The organism is Oceanospirillum sediminis (assembly GCF_014164585.1).
Taxonomy (GTDB): domain Bacteria; phylum Pseudomonadota; class Gammaproteobacteria; order Pseudomonadales; family Halomonadaceae; genus Oceanospirillum; species Oceanospirillum sediminis.
In genome coordinates, this window is record NZ_JACJFM010000051.1 from 1 (window position 1) to 18338 (window position 18338).

Sequence of the window (18338 nt, forward strand, 5' to 3'; positions counted from 1 at the left end):
CAGAAAATCAGTTGGCTTTATTTCCTGGAGCAATAAAGCCAACCGATGCTCGGTTAGATAGAAACCTGACTTTTTCAGGGCTGACTACGTAATGTGCTGTAGTGCCAGGTGGTCACTACAGCACACGAACTATATTTTTATACAGTACTGATTTTACTTACCAATACAGAAAGAGCCAAAGATCTTACCCAGCAGATCATCCGCACTGATATGACCTGTGATCTCACCCAGCGCATGCTGAGCCATACGCAGATCCTCTGCCAGTAATTCACCGGCTCCCATCGCCATTAACTGATAGTGGCCATTGTTCAGATATTCTTCAGCCTGATTCAGAGCATCAATATGGCGACGGCGGGCACTGAAGCCTCCTTCTGTGGTTCCGGTATAACCCATCACCTCTTTCAGGTGCTGCTTCAGGTTATCCACACCCTCTCCAGATTTCGCACAAAGTCGCAGTATCGATACCCCTGTGGATAAATCAATGCCGGCAGATTCACCACTCTGATCAATTTTATTGCGTATCACACTGATCCGCGCAGTACGGGGCAACTGGTCAACAAAATCCGGCCAGATCTCGTGAGGATCGTTCGAGGCAGTACTGGTACTATCTACCATCAGCAGTACCCGGTCCGCTTTATTGATCTCATCCCAGGCCCTCTGTACCCCGATCTGTTCAACCTGATCCGGTGTTTCACGCAGACCCGCCGTATCGACAATATGCAGTGGCATGCCATCAATGTGAATATGTTCACGCAATACATCACGGGTAGTGCCTGCAATATCGGTAACAATAGCGCTGTCCCGTCCGGACAGGGCATTAAGCAGGCTGGATTTACCGGCATTAGGGCGACCGGCAATCACAACGGTCATGCCTTCCTGCATCAGAGCCCCCTGGCTGGCGCTGCTTCTGACGGTCAGCAATTCACGCTGTATCGCTTCCAGATCATTCAGCACTTTGCCATCTGCCAGAAAGTCGATCTCTTCTTCCGGGAAATCAATGGCGGCTTCCACGTAAATACGCAGCTGGGTTAATTTATCCACAAGGTCATGGACTTTGCCGGAAAACTCCCCCTGCAGAGAACGGATCGCATTGCGGGCGGCCTGCTCTGACACACTGTCGATCAGATCGGCAATGGCTTCAGCCTGTGCAAGATCCATTTTGTCATTCAGAAAAGCCCGTTCAGAGAATTCACCCGGACGGGCCAGACGAACACCACACTCCAGTACCCGTTTCAGCAACAGGTCGATAATGACAGGACCACCGTGCCCCTGCAGCTCCAGCACATCTTCGCCGGTAAAGGAGTTAGGCCCAGGAAAATACAGGGCAATACCTTCATCCAGCACCTGTCCGTTTGCGGCACCACCCTGATCATAGAAGGGGCCGTAGTGCGCATAACGGGGCTCAGGCAGCAGACCCAGTATGTTCTGTGCGACATCTTTTGCACGAGAGCCTGAAATACGGACAATGCCCACGCCACCGCGTCCGGGAGGGGTCGCCTGGGCGGCAATGGTGTCCTGGTCTGTTGTGGTCATGGTGTCTTCTCCTGATCGGTTTCGGTCACTGAAGGCGGAACGATAAAGCTTATACCGCTGATAACCGATTTTCAGACAGGCTATCAGAAGCAAAGGGTTTCTATTAAAACGCAAAAAGCCCCTGAAGGGGCTTTCTGTTACCACATGTGGTCAGCGTCAGGTTTTCTTCCCGGCACCGTCCTCAATCTGTTTGGTAATCACATACTGCTGTGCAATGGACAGAATGTTGTTCACTACCCAGTACAGTACCAGACCAGCCGGGAACCACAGGAAGAAGATAGTAAACACCAGAGGCAGTGCTTTCATCAGCTTCGCCTGCATCGGATCCGGAGGCGTCGGGTTCAGCAGCTGCTGAATAAACATGGATGCGCCCATGATGATCGGCAGTACAAAGTAAGGATCTTTCACCGACAGGTCAGTAATCCACAGCATAAATGGTGCATGGCGCAGTTCCACACTTTCCATCAGCATCCAGTACAGGGCGATAAATACCGGCATCTGTACCAGAATCGGCAGACAGCCACCGATCGGATTGATCTTCTCTTTCTTATACATCTCCATCATGGCCTGCGACATCTTCTGACGATCGTCGCCATACTTCTCTTTCATCTTCTGCAGTTCAGGCCCGATACGGCGCATATTCGCCATAGAGCGGTAAGCCGAAGCAGACAGATGGAAGAATGCCGCTTTAACCATAACGGTCAGGATGATAATTGCCCAACCCCAGTTACCCAGGAAGCCATGCAGTACATTCAGCATCCAGAACAGCGGTTGCGCAATAAACCACAGCCAGCCAAAATCAACCGTCAGTTCCAGGTTCGGAGCTGCAGTTTCCAGACGGGACTGTACTTTAGGACCGACAAACAGATTAGCACTGACTTCAGCCTGCTGACCCGGTTGCACCAGAGTTTCAGGACTGGTGAAACCGACAATATTCTGCTGACGGGAGTTAGTACGGGTGCTGTAGATCTGTTTTTCGTTCTGGTTCGGAATCCAGGCACTGACAAAGTAGTGCTGAATCATTGCTGCCCAGCCACCGACAGTTTCACGACGGAAGTTCTTCTCCTGAATGTCTTCAAAAGTGATCTTCTCGTAGTTCTCTTCGATGCTGGAAACTGCCGCACCCAGATAGGATTGCATACCCATGCCTTCGCCCTGAGAAGGGTCTGGCGTATTATCACGCTTCAGCTGAGCAAAGAAATAGCCTTGCCATACTTTGTCGCTGGTATTGTTGATCAGGTAGCTGACTTTAATATCATAGCTGTCGCGGGTGAAGGTGAAGCGCTTAGTGATCTGAACACCACTGTCCTGAGTTATCGTCAGGTCAACGTTCAGTGCGTCACTGCCATCCGCTAGTGTAAACAGTGTCTTTTCTGCTTTATACAGAGGACGCCCCTGTTTAGATGCATCCGGACCATCAGCACCAGCCAGGCCACTCTGGGCAACATAAGTGCGGTTTTTATTCTGCTCCAGCAGAACGAAAGGCACTTCCGGGGTGTCGACACGGAATTTGTGCTGAGGCAAGGCAGCGTAAACAATATCACCGCCTTTTGGATCAATACGCAGATCCAGTACATCAGTACGGACTTCAATCAGACTGTCGCTGACAGTTGCGCTGTCGGTCAGATCGGCCTTGCTGCTGTTCTGAGGGATATCATCACTGGTACTGTTACCTGCTGAAGGCGCAGAAGAAGGCAGGACATTCTGAGCCACAGGCTCAACTGCCTGAGGACCATAATCCTTATTCCACTGAACCACCATCAGATAAGACACTAAAGCCAGTGAGACGATCAGTACTAAACGTTTCACGTCCATTGGGTATGCTCTTACCGGATTCGTGTTAAAAAAGATTTGTTATTCTGAGTGCGGAAAGCCTGTGACGCAAGCCGTTCTCAGGGGAATTAAGCTAAATATCTAGTTGTTTTTCGGTTCAGCTTGTTCTGTGCCCGTCTTTGATACTTTCTGCCCGGACCGGTTCCCCTTATTCTGCTTTTTCTGACTCATTTTAATCAGCCTTTTCCAGGCCACAGCCAATTGTTCAGCATACTCTTCTGAGCTCAGGTCACTGAGTCCCTTCTGGGTCAGCAAGACCAGATCCATAGCTGGCAGCTGGTGCTGGTTCAGCCGGAAAGACTCACGGGTAAGACGGCGAATACGGTTGCGATCCACTGCACGACGAAGATTTTTTTTCGCCAGGATCTGCCCCAGTCGAGGGTGTGACAGGGTATTGGGATGAGCAAGAATCAGAAAACGACGACCGTAGACTTTTATCTGGACGTCATCAAAGACGGAGCGGTAATCCCCGGCTGTCAGTAGTCTGACATCCCGGGGAAATCCGTAACTGGTCATTCAGATCAGGCTAACCAGAAATTATGCACTCAGGCGAGCACGGCCTTTAGCGCGACGGCGAGTAATTACCTTACGGCCGTTTTTAGTAGCCATACGAGCACGGAAGCCGTGAGTACGCTTGCGCTTCAGAACGCTAGGTTGAAAAGTTCTTTTCATGACTGTTTTCCCACACTTTCACTTACAGATTTGGCGCAGAAAGTGCGCCTGGTCTTAGATCAGGGCGGGAATTCTAGTGAATTACGTCCAGGACTTCAAACCCTTCTTTGTAAAAAAAGGGGTTGTGCATAACTTTTTTCCGTTTCTTGTTGTTTTCATTCCAGTTTTTTCTTTCCGATTTCTGCTCATTTTATGAGCAACCAGCATGAAATTTTCAGAACACTGATCAGAATCTGTACCTTACGATTTTTTCGAAATATCCGACTTAAGTATAAATCAAACCAGGATATAAACAGAGACTACTAAGTTAATTTTTTAAAGAAGAAAGATAATAATGTTTGTGTTTATATAGAAAAAGACATTCTGGGGATAACTGCCTTGATCATTGATGATATAAGGCTTTCAGGTTTGTATAACTAATTAGATTAACTGACAGTCTCCTGTCATTGAGCTGAGGGTGACCTGTGGATGAAATAGCCAGTTATGCACAGCCCGATTTATCCCTGTCTCTGTCCTATGCTCTGTCATCGGGAAACACCTGGATTTATCCACAAGCCAAAGAACGCTGTAATGGGAACTTTCCTGGAGCAGATGTGGATAACCTGGCAATGAACCGATAAAATAGCTTTTTGTTTTTTTCGGGGATTTGCCGTGTCACTTACGCTTTGGCAGAAATGTCTGGGTCATTTGCAGGATGAATTGCCTTCACAGCAATTTAATACCTGGATACGCCCTTTACAGGCGGAACTGGAAGGTCAGAGTCTTAAGCTGCTGGCACCTAACCGTTTTGTACTCCAGTGGGTTTCGGATAAATATGTTGCTCGTATCTCTGAGTTGTTGTCGGAACTGAGTAACGGGCAGCCTCCACAGCTTATTCTGGAGATTGGCAGTAAGCGCACGGTATCGAACCCTCAGATGATGTCGCGTCCGGCAGCAACACCGCCTAACGTGATCGTACGTACGACACCGCCCCGTCCTGACTTTCTGTCTGATCCGACAGAAGAGGGACCGGTGAGGTCAGATTCGGTTTCTGTTCCCTCTTTTGGCTCCCACTCAGGTTATCAGGATGCCAATCCACAGATGGAGCTGAGCAGGCAAAATCGCTTTGCTGATGAGATGACAGCCTCTGATCAGGATGCACCGGCGGTGATTACCCAGGCTAAAACACCGGCCAAGCCTGAGCGCACGGTACAGGTGGATGGTGCGTTGAAACATCAGAGTTCACTGAATCCGAATTTTACCTTTGAAACCTTTGTGGAAGGTAAGTCGAATCAGCTTGCCAGGGCTGCCTCTCGTCAGGTGTCTGAAAACCCGGGCGGAGCTTATAACCCTCTGTTTCTGTACGGTGGTGTTGGTCTGGGTAAAACTCACCTGATGCATGCGGTGGGGAATTTTCTGGTACAGCAGAATCCGAATGCCAAGGTGATGTATCTGCATTCAGAACGTTTTGTGGCCGATATGGTGAAGGCTTTGCAGCTGAATGCTATTAATGACTTTAAACGCCTGTATCGTAGTGTGGATGCTCTGCTGATTGATGATATTCAGTTTTTTGCCGGAAAAGAGCGGTCTCAGGAAGAGTTCTTCCATACCTTTAATGCCTTATTAGAAGGTGGTCAGCAGATGATCCTGACCAGTGACCGCTATCCGAAAGAGATCAACGGAATGGAAGAGCGTCTGAAGTCCCGTTTTGGCTGGGGACTGACGGTAGCCATTGACCCACCGGAGCTTGAAACCCGGGTAGCGATTCTGAAAAAGAAAGCGGATCAGGCCAGAGTCACGCTACCGGATGATGCGGCTTTCTTTATTGCCCAGAAAATCCGTTCCAATGTACGTGAACTGGAAGGCGCACTGAAAAAGGTTATTGCGGACTCTCATTTCCGCGGACAACCGATTACTACGGACTTTATTCGTGAGTCCCTGCGTGATCTGTTTGCCGTACAGGACAAACAGGTCGGGATTGATAATATTCAGCGCACGGTGGCGGAGTATTACAGCATTAAGGTGCCTGATCTGTTGTCTAAACGACGTAGCCGTTCTGTGGCTCGCCCGCGTCAGGTGGCTATGGCACTGGCGAAAGAGCTGACCAATCACAGTCTGCCGGAGATTGGTGATGCTTTTGGTGGACGAGATCATACTACGGTGCTGCATGCCTGTCGTAAGGTAAAAGAGCTGCAGGAAGAAAGTGCTGAAATCCGGGAAGATTATAAAAATCTGCTCAGAGCACTGACCAGCTGATAGCGTTGATGAGTTAAACTGGCCGATTACAGCATCATTGCTGTGATAGGATGCTTTATTGTTGATAATTATTTTTACAGGATAATCATTATTAACGGCGGCTGGTCTGGCTGGCTGATAATACTGAATCCGGATCGAATACCCTGCGGGTGCAGGGCCGGATAAAATAACGTAATGTATTGTTTTGGATTGCCATTATTACGTAATAAATTACGATAAGTTTTACGTATCGTTCTGGTGCTATAATCCAAAATTACAAATGATTCAAAAACGGAATGATCTGCTCATGAAATTCTCAATCTCCCGGGAAGCCCTGTTGCGCCCGTTGCAACTGTTAAATGGTGTTGTTGAGCGCCGCCAGACTCTGCCGGTATTATCTAATGTTCTGGTAGTAGCAGATCAGCAGGGTCTGTCACTGACTGGTACAGATCTGGAAGTTGAAATTGTCAGTCATCTGCCTCTGGAAGCCGGGCAGGTAGAACAGACCGGAGCGATTACCGTACCTGCTAAAAAGCTGTTTGATATCTGTAAGTCACTGCCGGATCAGAGTCAGATCGGTTTTGAAGTTCAGGAACAGAAAGTCAGCATCCGTGCCGGGCGCAGTCGCTTCTCGCTGTCGACTCTGCCGGCAGCCGAATTCCCAAAAGTGGAGGAAAGTCAGCAGGATCTGAGTTTCGAGCTGACCCAGGGCCAGTTCAAACGTCTGTTAGAAAGAACCTCATTTGCTATGGCGCAACAGGATGTACGTTACTACCTGAATGGTATGCTGCTGGAGCTAACGCCGGGCATGCTGCGTAGTGTGGCTACTGATGGCCACCGTCTGGCCACCTGCTCTCTGGCCCTGGAGCATAATGCTGCCAGCCAGGTTCGGGCAATTGTGCCTCATAAAGGTATTCAGGGACTAGGCCGTCTGTTTGATGACAGCGAGATGCCTGCACAGGTGGTCCTGGGCAGCAATCATATCCGGATCAAAACCGGAGACTATATTTTCACCTCTAAGCTGGTAGATGGTAAGTTTCCGGATTATGAACGAGTTATTCCTCGTAATGGTAATAAGACGATTATCGCAGATCGTCAGGAGTTACGTGAAGTACTGCATCGCGCTTCTATTCTGTCCAATGAAAAATACCGTGGTGTTCGCCTGGTTCTGAGCGATGGTAATCTGCAGGTTACTGCGAACAACCCGGAACAGGAAGAAGCTGAAGAAAATATCTCGGTGAACTATTCCGGTGATGTACTGGAAGTAGGCTTTAACGTAACCTATCTGCTGGATGTGCTGGATGTGCTGAATAACGATTTAATTCAGATTACAGCATTGGATGCCAACAGCAGTGCCTTAGTAGAAGAGCATAACCCGGAAGCTGCAGATGACTCTCTGTATGTGGTTATGCCGATGCGTCTGTAACATCGGCTTGCCTTCTCATACTTTTTTTAAGGTATTGTTGAGATCGAGACAGAGACACCCGGACTGGTTTTACCTGTCCGGGTGTTTTGTTCTGTACACCATCTTTTATTTCTTCTCTGTCTATCTATCAGGAATCCGGAGTGAATGAGTTTACGCAGACTGGATATTGCTCAATTCAGAAACCTGGCCAGAATCAGCATCCGTCCTGATGCAGGAATCAATCTGTTAACCGGCGACAACGGTGCCGGTAAGACCTCTGTACTGGAAGCGATTTCTGTTTTGTCATCAGGACGTTCCTTTCGTTCTGGTCGTACCCCGGCGATTATTCAGTTTGAACAACCCTCCTATACTCTGTTCGCTGAAATTTTTAATCCGAATTTGCAGACCCAGCCCATTGTGCCCATTGGTATTTCCCGTGACAGGGCAGGGGAGCAGCAGATCCGCATTGCCGGTCAGCAGGCTCGCTCCGCTGCTCAGTTAGCAGAGTTGCTTCCGGTGCAGATTATTAATGCGGACTCTTTTCAGTTGCTGGAAGGCTCGCCTAAAGTACGTCGCCAGTTTATTGACTGGGGAGTGTTTCACGTGGAACATCGTTTTTTCCCGGTGTGGCAGGCGTCGCAAAAAGCCCTGAAACAACGCAATAAACTATTGAAATATGGTAAAATGCAAGCTATTCAGCAGCTTGATATCTGGGACCAGTCACTGGCTCAGTATGCCGAACAGCTTGCTCTGCAACGGGCAGACTACGTGGAACAGTTGATTCCGGAGTTTAACCGAACCCTGTCCGAGCTTAATTTATCTGAACGGATTGAGCTGAGTTATTACCGTGGTTGGGATAGTGATATCGATTGTTTCTCCATGTTGCAGGAGAGCAGACAAAAAGATCTGGAGCAGGGCTTTACACAATCCGGCCCACACAGAGCCGACCTGAGAATCCGGGTAAACAGGCTGATGGCCGTTGATGTCCTATCCCGAGGTCAACAGAAACTTGTAGTTTGTGCTTTGCTATTAGCACAGGGGCGATTGCTGCAGAAACTAACCGGAAAACAGTGTGTTTATCTGGTGGATGATCTGCCAGCTGAGCTGGATGGTGAGCACCGTAAATATTTATGCCGGGTACTGGAGCAGATGCAGTGCCAGGTTTTTATTACCAGTGTGGAGTCTGATTCTCTGATCAATTGCTGGTCGGAGCACACACCACTTACTGTGTTTCACGTGAAACATGGTGAGGTCAGAGAACAATAATGGCCCACTCGGGTTGTGATGACAGGAACAGTGGATATGAGTGAACAATCATACGATTCGTCCAGTATTAAAGTTTTGAAAGGTCTGGATGCGGTCCGTAAGCGTCCCGGAATGTATATCGGTGACACGGACGATGGTACAGGCTTACATCATATGGTGTTCGAGCTGGTTGATAACTCCATCGACGAGGCGCTGGCCGGATTCTGTTCCGATATTAAAGTGATCATCCACCCGGATGAGTCGATTACGGTCTCTGATGATGGCCGTGGTATTCCGGTTGATATGCACGAGGAAGAAGGCGTATCGGCTGCAGAAGTGATTATGACGGTACTGCATGCCGGTGGTAAGTTTGACGATAATACCTATAAGGTATCCGGTGGTCTGCACGGAGTAGGGGTGTCGGTGGTGAATGCCCTGTCAGAAAAACTGACCCTGACCGTCTGGCGTGCAGGCAAAGTCCATGAGCAGGTTTATGTACATGGTGTGCCCCAGGAGTCACTGAAGGTGATTGGTGAAACCACTAAAACCGGTACAGAAACCCGTTTTCATCCATCCCCTGAAACCTTTTCCAATATCGAATTTCACTACGATATTCTGGCCAAACGTCTGCGTGAGCTATCCTTCCTGAACTCAGGTGTCAGCATTACTCTGATCGACGAGCGCTCGGGTAAGACAGATAACTTTAAATATGAGGGTGGTCTGAGTGCTTTCGTTAAATACCTTAACCAGAATAAAACAGCCCTGAATAGTGTATTCCATTTCTCTTCCGAGCGTGAAGATGGTGTCGGGGTTGAGGTGGCTCTGCAATGGAATGACTCCTATCAGGAGAGCATTTTCTGCTTTACCAATAATATTCCACAGCGTGATGGCGGGACTCACCTGGCCGGTTTCCGGGCGGCTCTGACCCGTACCCTGAACAACTATATGGAGCAGGACCCTAAAATTAAGAAAGATAAAGTCAGCACTTCCGGGGATGATGCCCGTGAAGGTCTGACAGCAATTGTTTCTGTTAAGGTGCCTGATCCTAAATTCTCCTCTCAGACTAAAGACAAGCTGGTATCCTCCGAGGTGAAATCAGCGGTAGAGCAGGAGATGGGCCGGTTACTGTCGGATCACCTGCAGGAGAATCCGAACGAAGCTAAAGCGATCGTTAACAAAATGCTGGAAGCGGCTCGTGCCCGTGAAGCCGCCCGTAAAGCCCGTGAGATGACCCGCCGCAAAGGTGCCCTGGATATTGCCGGTTTGCCGGGTAAGCTGGCGGACTGCCAGGAGAAAGATCCGGCGCTGTCAGAACTCTACCTGGTGGAGGGTGACTCAGCCGGTGGTTCTGCCAAGCAGGGGCGCGACCGTAAGACTCAGGCGATTCTGCCTCTGAAAGGTAAGATCCTGAATGTTGAGAAAGCCCGCTTTGATAAGATGCTGTCTTCGGCAGAAGTGGGAACTCTGATTACTGCTATGGGCTGTGGCATTGGTCGTGAAGAGTTCAACCCGGATAAACTGCGTTATCACTCGATCATTATCATGACTGATGCGGATGTGGATGGTTCTCACATCCGTACCCTGCTGCTGACTTTCTTCTTCCGTCAGATGCCTGAGCTGATTGAACGGGGTCATATCTTTATTGCCCAGCCACCGCTGTACAAAATTAAGCGTGGTAAACAGGAGCAGTATATTAAAGACGAACTGGCGCTGGAAAACTATCTGACACAAACGGCACTGGATAATGCAGCTCTGTTTGTCACGCCGGATGCGCCGGGGATTCGTGGCGAGGGCCTGCATAAACTGGTAGCGGACTATCAGGATGTATCCCGACGCATCAAGCGTTTATACCGCGCTTATCCTCAGCCGGTACTCGACCTGATGCTGGAGTTACCGGTACTGGATGAAGCCGCTCTGTCGGATGAAGCGCGAGTGCAGAACTGGGTGGATACCGTGAAATCCCTGTTGGATGATAACGGTGGACGCCATCCATCTATGACCTTCAGCTGGCGTGTACTGCATGATCAGGAGCGCAGTGTCTATCTGCCGGAAGTGACTATTACTGCTCACGGAGTACCAACCGATTATCGCTTTAACCTGGACTTCTTTAAGTCTCTGGACTACAGCAAAATCAGCATACTGACTCATGAGCTGGATGGTATGCTGCAGGAAGGTGCTTTTGTTCAGCGTGGTGAACGCAAGAAAGACGTAACCCGCTTTGCTGATGCTCTGGAATGGCTGTTAGGTGAAGCGCGTCGTGGTCTGACACTGCAGCGCTATAAAGGTCTGGGCGAGATGAACCCGGATCAGTTGTGGGAAACGACGATGGACCCGGACACCCGCCGCATGCTACGAGTCAGTATTGAAGATGCTGTTGCGGCTGATCAGATCTTCACTACTCTGATGGGAGATGAAGTAGAGCCCCGCCGTGACTTTATCGAGACCAATGCACTGACGGTAGAAAACCTGGACGTCTGATACCGGTATAGTCCTTCTCTTCTTATGGAGAACAGGACTTGCTGACTGATAATAAAAAAGCCGCTCAGAATCCTCTCTGAGCGGCTTTTTCTATTTGCCAGGTTCACAACGAAAGATCAGGCGATACGGCGCTCCGCATCCTGAGTCAGTAACCAGTCGGTGAACTCAGATAGTTCACTGAAAACTAAAGCATTATCCAGGCCTTCATTTGCAGCCAGAGTCTTTTCACCTTTACCTGTACGTACCAGTACGGCTTTACAGCCTCGGGCTTCACCCGCCTGGAGATCTCTCAGGCTATCACCGACCATATAAGCGCCATCCAGATTATCCAGCTGAAGTTCCTGTTTAATCTGATCGATCAGGCCAGGCAGGGGCTTTCTGCAATCGCAGCCAGCATCCGGTTTATGCGGGCAATATTTAATAGTTGCAAACTGTCCTCCTTCTGCTTCAACCAGCCGAACCATCTTTGCATGCATATCATCCAGATCCTGCTGGCTGAAATATTCACGTCCAAGGCCGGACTGATTAGTGGCAACAGCAATCTGATACCCTGACTTATACAGGCGGGCTATCGCTTTGATGCTGTTATTAATAGGAATCCATTCTTCGGCATTTTTCACGAAAGCGTCGGAGTCCAGGTTAATTACGCCGTCGCGATCCAGAATGATAAGTTTGTTCATTGGGCTGTTCTGTGGCTAATCTGTGGTCATGGTTGGTTGATGGCTGAGTATAGAACTCTGTTCTTTATAAATATAACAGACATAAAAAAGAGCCGTAAAAATACGGCTCTTTTTCTTTTTCAGCAAGTACTAATTGTAGCCTTGCTGAGGCTTTATGGTGACAGTCTGTAATCGAGGATTACTGCTGCAGTTGGGCGATATCCGCCACTTCCATAAACAGATTGCTCAGTGACGCCAGCAGAGACAGACGGTTGTTTTTAACCGCTTCATCATCCGCCATTACCATGACGTGATCGAAGAAGTTATCTACCGCTTCACGCAGGCTTGCCAGGCTGTTCAGTGCCGCCTGGTAGTCCGCCGCTGCAAACAGAGGAGCCAGTTCAGCTTGCTTCGCCGCAACCTGTTCTGCCAGTACCTTCTCAGCCTCTTCAGACAGCAGTGCGCTATCAACCTGAGCATCACCCTGGTAATTCTGCTTCGCCAGGATATTGCTGACACGTTTGTTCGCTGCGGCCAGGGCTTCTGCTTCAGCCAGTTTGCTGAAGTTGGCTACTGCCTGAACACGGCGATCAAAGTCATAAGCGTTGCTAACCGGACGGACACGTACCGACAGGAACACTTCTGCAGCGATACCTTCCGTCTGATACCAGGCTCGGAAACGATCCAGCATATAGTTCAGGACATCATCGGCCAGGCCTTCCGCTTTAGGCAGATCACCGTGTTGCGCGATGCTCAGTTCGATCAGATCTTTCAGATCCACATCCAGCTGCTTGTGTACCAGAATACTCAGGATACCGATGGTGGCACGACGCAGGGCAAACGGATCTTTATCACCGGTTGGACGTTGACCAATACCAAAGATACCCACCAGGGTATCCAGACGATCAGCAATCGCCAGTGCCATACCGGTTTGGGTTTCCGGCAGTTCGTCACCGGCGAAACGAGGCATATATTGCTCGTTCAGAGACTGAGCGACTTCGCTGTCTTCGCCATCATTCTGGGCGTAGTGTGCACCCATGATGCCTTGCAGATCGGTGAACTCCAGTACCATTTCGGATACCAGATCACACTTGGACAGGTCCGCTGCACGCGCCGCTTTAGTCTTATCGCCACCAATCTGGTCAGCAATAAACTGAGCGATCTGACTGACACGTTGTGACTTGTCGTAGATGCTGCCCAGCTGCTTTTGGAAGGTCACGGTTTTCAGTGCTTCGATACGGTCGGCCAGAGGTTTCTTCTTATCGGTCTCAAAGAAGAATGCCGCATCGGCCAGACGTGGACGAATCACTTTCTCATTACCGTAAATCACCTGGCCTGGGTCTTTACTGATAATATTGCAGATGGTGATAAAGTTCGGCTTCAGGTTGCCGTCTTTGTCCACCAGGTGGAAATACTTCTGGTGCTCTTTCATCGACGAGATCAGACACGCTGATGGGACTTCCAGGAAGCGCTCTTCAAAGGAACCGGTCAGAGCCACAGGCCACTCAACCAGACCGTTTACTTCGTCCAGCAGCTCTTCGTCGATTTCGGCAACAGCACCCAGTTTTTCCGCTTCTGCTTCAACCTGGGCACGAATAGTTTCGCGACGCTGTTCCATATCCACCAGTACGTAAGCACTTTCCAGCGCGGAGACGTAATCGGCACTGGAGGCCAGTTCAATTGCTTCGTTGTGGTGGAAACGGTGGCCCATAGTCGTGCGACCTGAGCTCAGGCCCAGCACTTCCGCCTCAACTACTTCGTTACCAAACAGCATTACCAGCCACTGTACCGGACGGGAGAACTCTGTACGGCTTGCGCCCCAGCGCATGCGCTTAGGCACGGGCAGTTGGTTGATGGACTTGTTCACCAGTTCTGGCAGCAGCTCAGTAGTTTGAGTACCCTTCTGTACACTGTTAAAGACCAGCCAGGTGCCCTTCGGCGTTTCCATCTTTTCCAGCTCATCAAAGGTAATACCACAAGAGCGGGCAAAACCTTCAGCCGCTTTGGTTGGCTTACCGTCGGCATCCAGAGCCGCTTGCAATGCCGGACCACGGCGCTGTACTTCGCGGTCTGGTTGAGCAACAGCCAGATCTTTTACCTGTACAGCCAGACGACGTGGCGAGGCCAGGGCTTTGACCTCGGCAAAAGGCACATCCGCTTTTTCCAGACCGGCACGAATACCTTCAGCAAAGGCATCAGACAGACGTTTCAGTGCGGTGGGTGGCAGTTCTTCGGTACCCAGTTCAACTAAAAAATCACGTACTTCAGACATCTTATGCCTCTTCCTCTTTGAACTGAGCCATGACTTCTTCCCGGATGGAATCTTCTGCCAGCGGGAAGCCCAGAGCCATACGGGCGTTAAAGTAAGCATGTGCCACATCGCGGGCCATAGTACGAACGCGCAGAATATAGCGCTGACGTTCGGTCACCGAGATCGCGTGGCGCGCATCCAGCAGGTTAAAGGTGTGAGATGCTTTCAGTACCTGCTCATAGGCAGGCAGTGGCAGTGGGGTTTCCAGAGCCAGTAACTTCTGACACTCCGACTCATGATGGTCAAAGTTTTTGAACAGCATAGGTACATCCGCATGTTCAAAGTTGTAGGTCGATTGCTCTACCTCGTTCTGGTGGAATACATCTCGGTAGGTGACTGGTGTACCATCAGGGCCTATGGTCCAGACCAGATCGTAAACACTGTCTACGCCCTGGATGTACATAGCGATACGTTCCAGGCCGTAAGTGATCTCACCAGTTACCGGGTAACATTCAATACCACCGGCCTGCTGGAAGTAGGTGAACTGAGTCACTTCCATGCCGTTAAGCCATACTTCCCAACCCAGACCCCAGGCCCCCAGTGTTGGGGATTCCCAGTTGTCTTCTACGAAACGGACGTCATGCTCCAGAGTATCAATACCCATGGCTTGAAGAGAGCCCAGGTACAGCTCCTGCAGGTTAGACGGGGAAGGCTTCATTACGACCTGGAACTGGTAGTAGTGCTGCAGACGGTTCGGGTTTTCACCGTAACGACCATCTGTCGGACGACGGGAAGGCTGCACGTAAGCGGCGTTCCAGGTCTCAGGGCCAATGGAACGCAGGAAGGTGGCGGTGTGGAACGTACCTGCGCCAACTTCCATATCCAGAGGCTGCAGGACTACACAGCCCTGATCGGCCCAGTATTGCTGAAGGCCCAGAATTAGGCCCTGAAAGGTTTTTACATCGGGTGTCGATTGGTTCATCTCAGTTAGCCACCATCATGAGCTAATGAATTCATATAAACAAATAAGTATACCTGCTGGCCGGGCATGCCGGATAGGGGGCTTTAGCAGGAAAGATCGCTTTTTTTCTTATGAATCAGTCAGATCGGAGCAGATAGGCGCAGTTTCTGTAGATATATCGTAAAACTGTGCAGATGATCCGGGATAATTCCCGGATTGGCTAATGGAGGGAATGATCAGAAACTTTTCACCCAGGTCAGAGAGACGGAGTCATCATCTGCGTAGGGCAGAACCACACTCTCGCCGGGGTTCAGCGGAATATACAGTTCATCGGTGACCTTTGCGGCATACATCCAGCCCATCAGGGCCTGAGACAGGTAATGTTTCTGGTCATTGATACGGGATAAAGCGGTCAGAGTAGACAGAGAGTAGAGTATGGCTTTACTGGCATCATTATCTGTCATCTGTGCTGCAGTGAGAAAAGGCACTGCTCCGATAAAAGAATGACCGCTGACGGCATGCATTTTGTCGAACCGGAACAGTGTCCACTTTGAGTCTCCATTATGGGGGCGCGCCCCGCCTAACAGAGCCTGGGAGAGCCACACTGCCGGTAAGCCGGTCAGGATGGCCCGCAGAGTCCGATCCCCCCATTCTGGTATCCGGCCACAATCCCTGTCATCACAATAAAGGCGGTTGTAAGCGGTCAGGCCGGCATAGAGCAGTACGATTTCCCGGTCTCCCAGCATCTTAGCGATTCTGGCGATCTCATCCGTTGTGGAGGAGCGTATCGATTCGTTATAAAAAGCCTGAAATTTCTGATCAATACGGGTATTGGCCATCACCCCTCCCAGTGCCAGAGTTGATCCCAGCCAGGAGAGATTGTCGCTGGCATAAAACTGCTGGTAATTGTCGCTCAGGTCATTTCTCAGACCTTTAAAAAAAGACGAGGTTTCACCGGCGATGGCGGTACAGGGCAACAGGCTGAATAACATCACTGCACTGAATATTTTTATTATTTTCATTTTGTATCAGTAAGTTATAGGTTGAGTGCTGACGATATGCATTTATACAGGTCATATCATTTTACGGTTCCTGTTATCACAATTGGATATACAGGACTCAGCAGTATCGCGAGCCAGATGATTGACTCTTTTACATTGTTATATAACAAACGTTCATTGTCTGGTTCAGTATTAACCATCTTTCAGCAGGGCTTCATAGCTGTTCACCAGAGAAAACCAGTTAGCAGGTGGAACGGATAGTCCGGTTAATTTCAGAATAGATCGCTTAAGGCGTTCAATATTGCTTTTCTGCCACTCTTGCTGGTGGCTGTCTGGTTTCTTTTCCAGCTGACAACGATCAAAATCAATCAGCCAGACAGAACCGCTGTCATTCACCAGAATATTATTGGCGTTCAGATCGCTGTGATTCAGTCCGGCCCGATGAAACCGGGCCAGTGTCTGACCTGTGGCCTGCCATAAATGAGGATCCGGGTTTTCCAGATAATGACTGAAAGGCCGGGCACCGGGCAGGCGTTCGGTCAGCAGGTCAGCCTGGTAACCGATGCCTGTACGATACAGATGAGCCGCAACCGGTCTGGGCACTGGCAGGCCCATTTCGGCCAGCTGGCAGGTCAGACGAAATTCCTGCCAGGGACGGCTTTGCTCCAGCCCGGTATAAAGATAATGGTCCTGGCTGATACGGGCGATCAGACCACCGCGCCGGTAATGCCGGAGTACCAGCTCTGTTCCCTTATCGGGTTTGATAAAAAAGGCCTGGCCCCTGCCGCCATCAGGTTCGTTGATGATAGCCTGATTTTCCTGCCACCAGTCGGTATTAAACCAGTGTTCTGTGATCTGGGCGTGGTGGTCTGCATCATATAGAATGCGGTGTTTATTTTTCTGATAAAGCTGGATTTCCATGACCTTGCCTCTGACTTCCCCGCCCGGACATATCTGTATTCTTCGACTTTCTGCTTTAGGTGATGTCAGTAATGTAGTGCCTGTGGTACTGGCGATACAAAAAGCCTGGCCACAGACCCGAATCACCTGGATTACAGGTAAAGCGGAGCATAGTCTACTGAAGGGGCTGAACGGGGTCGAGTTTATTGTCTATGACAAGAAAACAGGCCTTAAGGGCATGCGGGAGATCTGGAAGCATCTGGCCGGTATTCGTTTTGATATCTTACTGCATATGCAGGCGGCGCTCAGAGCATCGCTGTTATCTGTCGGCATTAAAGCCAGAGTCCGGCTGGGTTTTGATAAAGCCAGAGCCAAAGACTGGCAGTGGCTGTTTACCGGCCAGAAAATACCTGCCCGACATAACGGCCATGTGGCAGAAGGGTTTTATGATTTTCTGCAGGCCTTAGGTATTGCTCCGGAATCACCGGAGCAGATGCAATGGCATCTGCCGGTTTCAGATCAGGCCAGAATGGAAGCCGGACAGAAATGCCCGTTTGAACGCTATGCTGTGATCTCTCCGTGCTCTAGTCAGAGAGCCAGAAATTTTCGCAACTGGACGATTGAAGGCTATGTGGCGGTAATTGAACACCTGTATCATCGCTACGGCATTAAGGCGGTTATTACCGGAGGCAACCGGGATATTGAACGCGAGTATGCAGAGAGTATTTGCCAGAGGGCCAGCACGCCGGTACTCAGTCTGGTCGACAATACCAGCCTTCAGGGACTGGTGGCACTGATTGATACTGCCGAGCTGGTTATTGCTCCTGACTCGGGGCCGGTGCATTTTGCTAATGCTGTGAATACCCCGGTGATTGGCTTGTTTGCAACATCCAATGTTGATCGTACCGGACCTTATCGCTGGCGGGAGTGGGCGGTCAATTGCTACCCTCAGGCGGCTGAAAAATATATGGCAAAGTCTGTCGATCAGCTGAGCTGGGGACAGAGAGTGCGTCATCCGGAAGCAATGACCGTGATTGGCATTCAGGCTGTACTGGATCAGATCGATCGTCTGATGCGTCATAAACAGTCAGATTCTCACTGAATACAGCTTTTATATAAGCTGGGTCATAAATAGCTGAGTAAAAGTTATCGTATCCTGCAGTACAGACTTCGGCTGTAGGGTATC

The 18338-nt window shown here is 49.9% G+C and carries 14 protein-coding genes; 5 read left to right on the forward strand and 9 right to left on the reverse strand.

What is annotated here, in order from left to right; translation table 11 throughout:
• Positions 1–153: 153 nt before the first annotated feature.
• The 4 genes from mnmE to rpmH all read right to left on the reverse strand — a co-directional run bounded on the left by mnmE (position 154) and on the right by rpmH (position 4038).
• Positions 154–1533 carry a tRNA uridine-5-carboxymethylaminomethyl(34) synthesis GTPase MnmE gene (mnmE, locus tag H4O21_RS22220; RefSeq protein ID WP_182811370.1) on the reverse strand — a complete coding sequence of 460 codons (1380 nt, stop codon included), beginning with the start codon at positions 1531–1533 and terminating at the stop codon, positions 154–156.
• A gap of 156 nt (positions 1534–1689) precedes the next feature.
• Positions 1690–3348: a membrane protein insertase YidC gene (gene yidC / locus H4O21_RS22225; RefSeq protein WP_182811373.1), complete on the reverse strand. Its 1659-nt coding sequence runs from the start codon at positions 3346–3348 to the stop codon at positions 1690–1692.
• A 99-nt stretch (positions 3349–3447) separates the two neighbouring features.
• Positions 3448–3882, reverse strand: coding sequence for a ribonuclease P protein component (gene rnpA, locus H4O21_RS22230; RefSeq protein ID WP_182811376.1), 435 nt, complete (start codon positions 3880–3882; stop codon positions 3448–3450).
• Between the two features lie 21 nt (positions 3883–3903).
• On the reverse strand, positions 3904–4038 hold the full coding sequence (gene rpmH, locus H4O21_RS22235; RefSeq protein ID WP_182811379.1) for a 50S ribosomal protein L34: 135 nt from the start codon (positions 4036–4038) through the stop codon (positions 3904–3906).
• Positions 4039–4689: 651 nt separating this feature from the next.
• Here rpmH and dnaA point away from each other — a divergent pair.
• The 4 genes from dnaA to gyrB all read left to right on the forward strand — a co-directional run bounded on the left by dnaA (position 4690) and on the right by gyrB (position 11380).
• The gene (gene dnaA, locus H4O21_RS22240; protein ID WP_182811382.1) at positions 4690–6273 is read left to right on the forward strand and encodes a chromosomal replication initiator protein DnaA; all 1584 of its coding nucleotides are present in this window, start codon (positions 4690–4692) and stop codon (positions 6271–6273) included.
• Between the two features lie 286 nt (positions 6274–6559).
• The gene (gene dnaN, locus H4O21_RS22245) at positions 6560–7678 is read left to right on the forward strand and encodes a DNA polymerase III subunit beta (RefSeq protein ID WP_182811385.1); all 1119 of its coding nucleotides are present in this window, start codon (positions 6560–6562) and stop codon (positions 7676–7678) included.
• 144 nt (positions 7679–7822) lie between these two features.
• Positions 7823–8923 (forward strand): DNA replication/repair protein RecF, encoded by a 1101-nt coding sequence (recF, locus tag H4O21_RS22250; protein ID WP_182811388.1) that lies wholly within the window; start codon positions 7823–7825, stop codon positions 8921–8923.
• A gap of 36 nt (positions 8924–8959) precedes the next feature.
• Complete coding sequence (gene gyrB / locus H4O21_RS22255; RefSeq protein ID WP_182811392.1) at positions 8960–11380, forward strand: DNA topoisomerase (ATP-hydrolyzing) subunit B; 2421 nt, start codon at positions 8960–8962, stop codon at positions 11378–11380.
• A gap of 116 nt (positions 11381–11496) precedes the next feature.
• Here the strand turns inward: gyrB and gmhB are convergent, their stop codons facing one another.
• The 5 genes from gmhB to H4O21_RS22280 form a co-directional block, all read right to left on the reverse strand.
• Positions 11497–12060 (reverse strand): D-glycero-beta-D-manno-heptose 1,7-bisphosphate 7-phosphatase, encoded by a 564-nt coding sequence (gene gmhB, locus H4O21_RS22260; RefSeq protein WP_182811395.1) that lies wholly within the window; start codon positions 12058–12060, stop codon positions 11497–11499.
• Positions 12061–12238: 178 nt separating this feature from the next.
• Complete coding sequence (glyS, locus tag H4O21_RS22265) at positions 12239–14311, reverse strand: glycine--tRNA ligase subunit beta (RefSeq protein ID WP_182811398.1); 2073 nt, start codon at positions 14309–14311, stop codon at positions 12239–12241.
• Between the two features lies 1 nt (position 14312).
• Entirely contained in the window at positions 14313–15272 is a 960-nt protein-coding gene (glyQ, locus tag H4O21_RS22270) for a glycine--tRNA ligase subunit alpha (protein ID WP_182811401.1), read from the reverse strand.
• Between the two features lie 215 nt (positions 15273–15487).
• Entirely contained in the window at positions 15488–16273 is a 786-nt protein-coding gene (locus H4O21_RS22275; protein WP_182811403.1) for a phosphatase PAP2 family protein, read from the reverse strand.
• Positions 16274–16444: 171 nt separating this feature from the next.
• Entirely contained in the window at positions 16445–17173 is a 729-nt protein-coding gene (locus tag H4O21_RS22280; protein ID WP_182811405.1) for a 3-deoxy-D-manno-octulosonic acid kinase, read from the reverse strand.
• On the opposite strand from H4O21_RS22280, the gene H4O21_RS22285 reads away from it, so the two are divergent.
• Positions 17172–18254 carry a glycosyltransferase family 9 protein gene (locus H4O21_RS22285; RefSeq protein WP_182811408.1) on the forward strand — a complete coding sequence of 361 codons (1083 nt, stop codon included), beginning with the start codon at positions 17172–17174 and terminating at the stop codon, positions 18252–18254. The genes H4O21_RS22280 and H4O21_RS22285 overlap by 2 nt on opposite strands.
• Positions 18255–18338: the final 84 nt, after the last annotated feature.

Coding starts and splice junctions, on each gene's coding strand:
- mnmE (WP_182811370.1), bottom strand. CDS start 1,533: ATGACCACAACAGACCAGGACACCATTGCCGCCCAGGCGACCCCTCCC.
- yidC (WP_182811373.1), bottom strand. CDS start 3,348: ATGGACGTGAAACGTTTAGTACTGATCGTCTCACTGGCTTTAGTGTCT.
- rnpA (WP_182811376.1), bottom strand. CDS start 3,882: ATGACCAGTTACGGATTTCCCCGGGATGTCAGACTACTGACAGCCGGG.
- rpmH (WP_182811379.1), bottom strand. CDS start 4,038: ATGAAAAGAACTTTTCAACCTAGCGTTCTGAAGCGCAAGCGTACTCAC.
- dnaN (WP_182811385.1), top strand. CDS start 6,560: ATGAAATTCTCAATCTCCCGGGAAGCCCTGTTGCGCCCGTTGCAACTG.
- recF (WP_182811388.1), top strand. CDS start 7,823: ATGAGTTTACGCAGACTGGATATTGCTCAATTCAGAAACCTGGCCAGA.
- gyrB (WP_182811392.1), top strand. CDS start 8,960: ATGAGTGAACAATCATACGATTCGTCCAGTATTAAAGTTTTGAAAGGT.
- gmhB (WP_182811395.1), bottom strand. CDS start 12,060: ATGAACAAACTTATCATTCTGGATCGCGACGGCGTAATTAACCTGGAC.
- glyS (WP_182811398.1), bottom strand. CDS start 14,311: ATGTCTGAAGTACGTGATTTTTTAGTTGAACTGGGTACCGAAGAACTG.
- glyQ (WP_182811401.1), bottom strand. CDS start 15,272: ATGAACCAATCGACACCCGATGTAAAAACCTTTCAGGGCCTAATTCTG.
- H4O21_RS22275 (WP_182811403.1), bottom strand. CDS start 16,273: ATGAAAATAATAAAAATATTCAGTGCAGTGATGTTATTCAGCCTGTTG.
- H4O21_RS22285 (WP_182811408.1), top strand. CDS start 17,172: ATGACCTTGCCTCTGACTTCCCCGCCCGGACATATCTGTATTCTTCGA.
- H4O21_RS22280 (WP_182811405.1), bottom strand. CDS start 17,173: ATGGAAATCCAGCTTTATCAGAAAAATAAACACCGCATTCTATATGAT.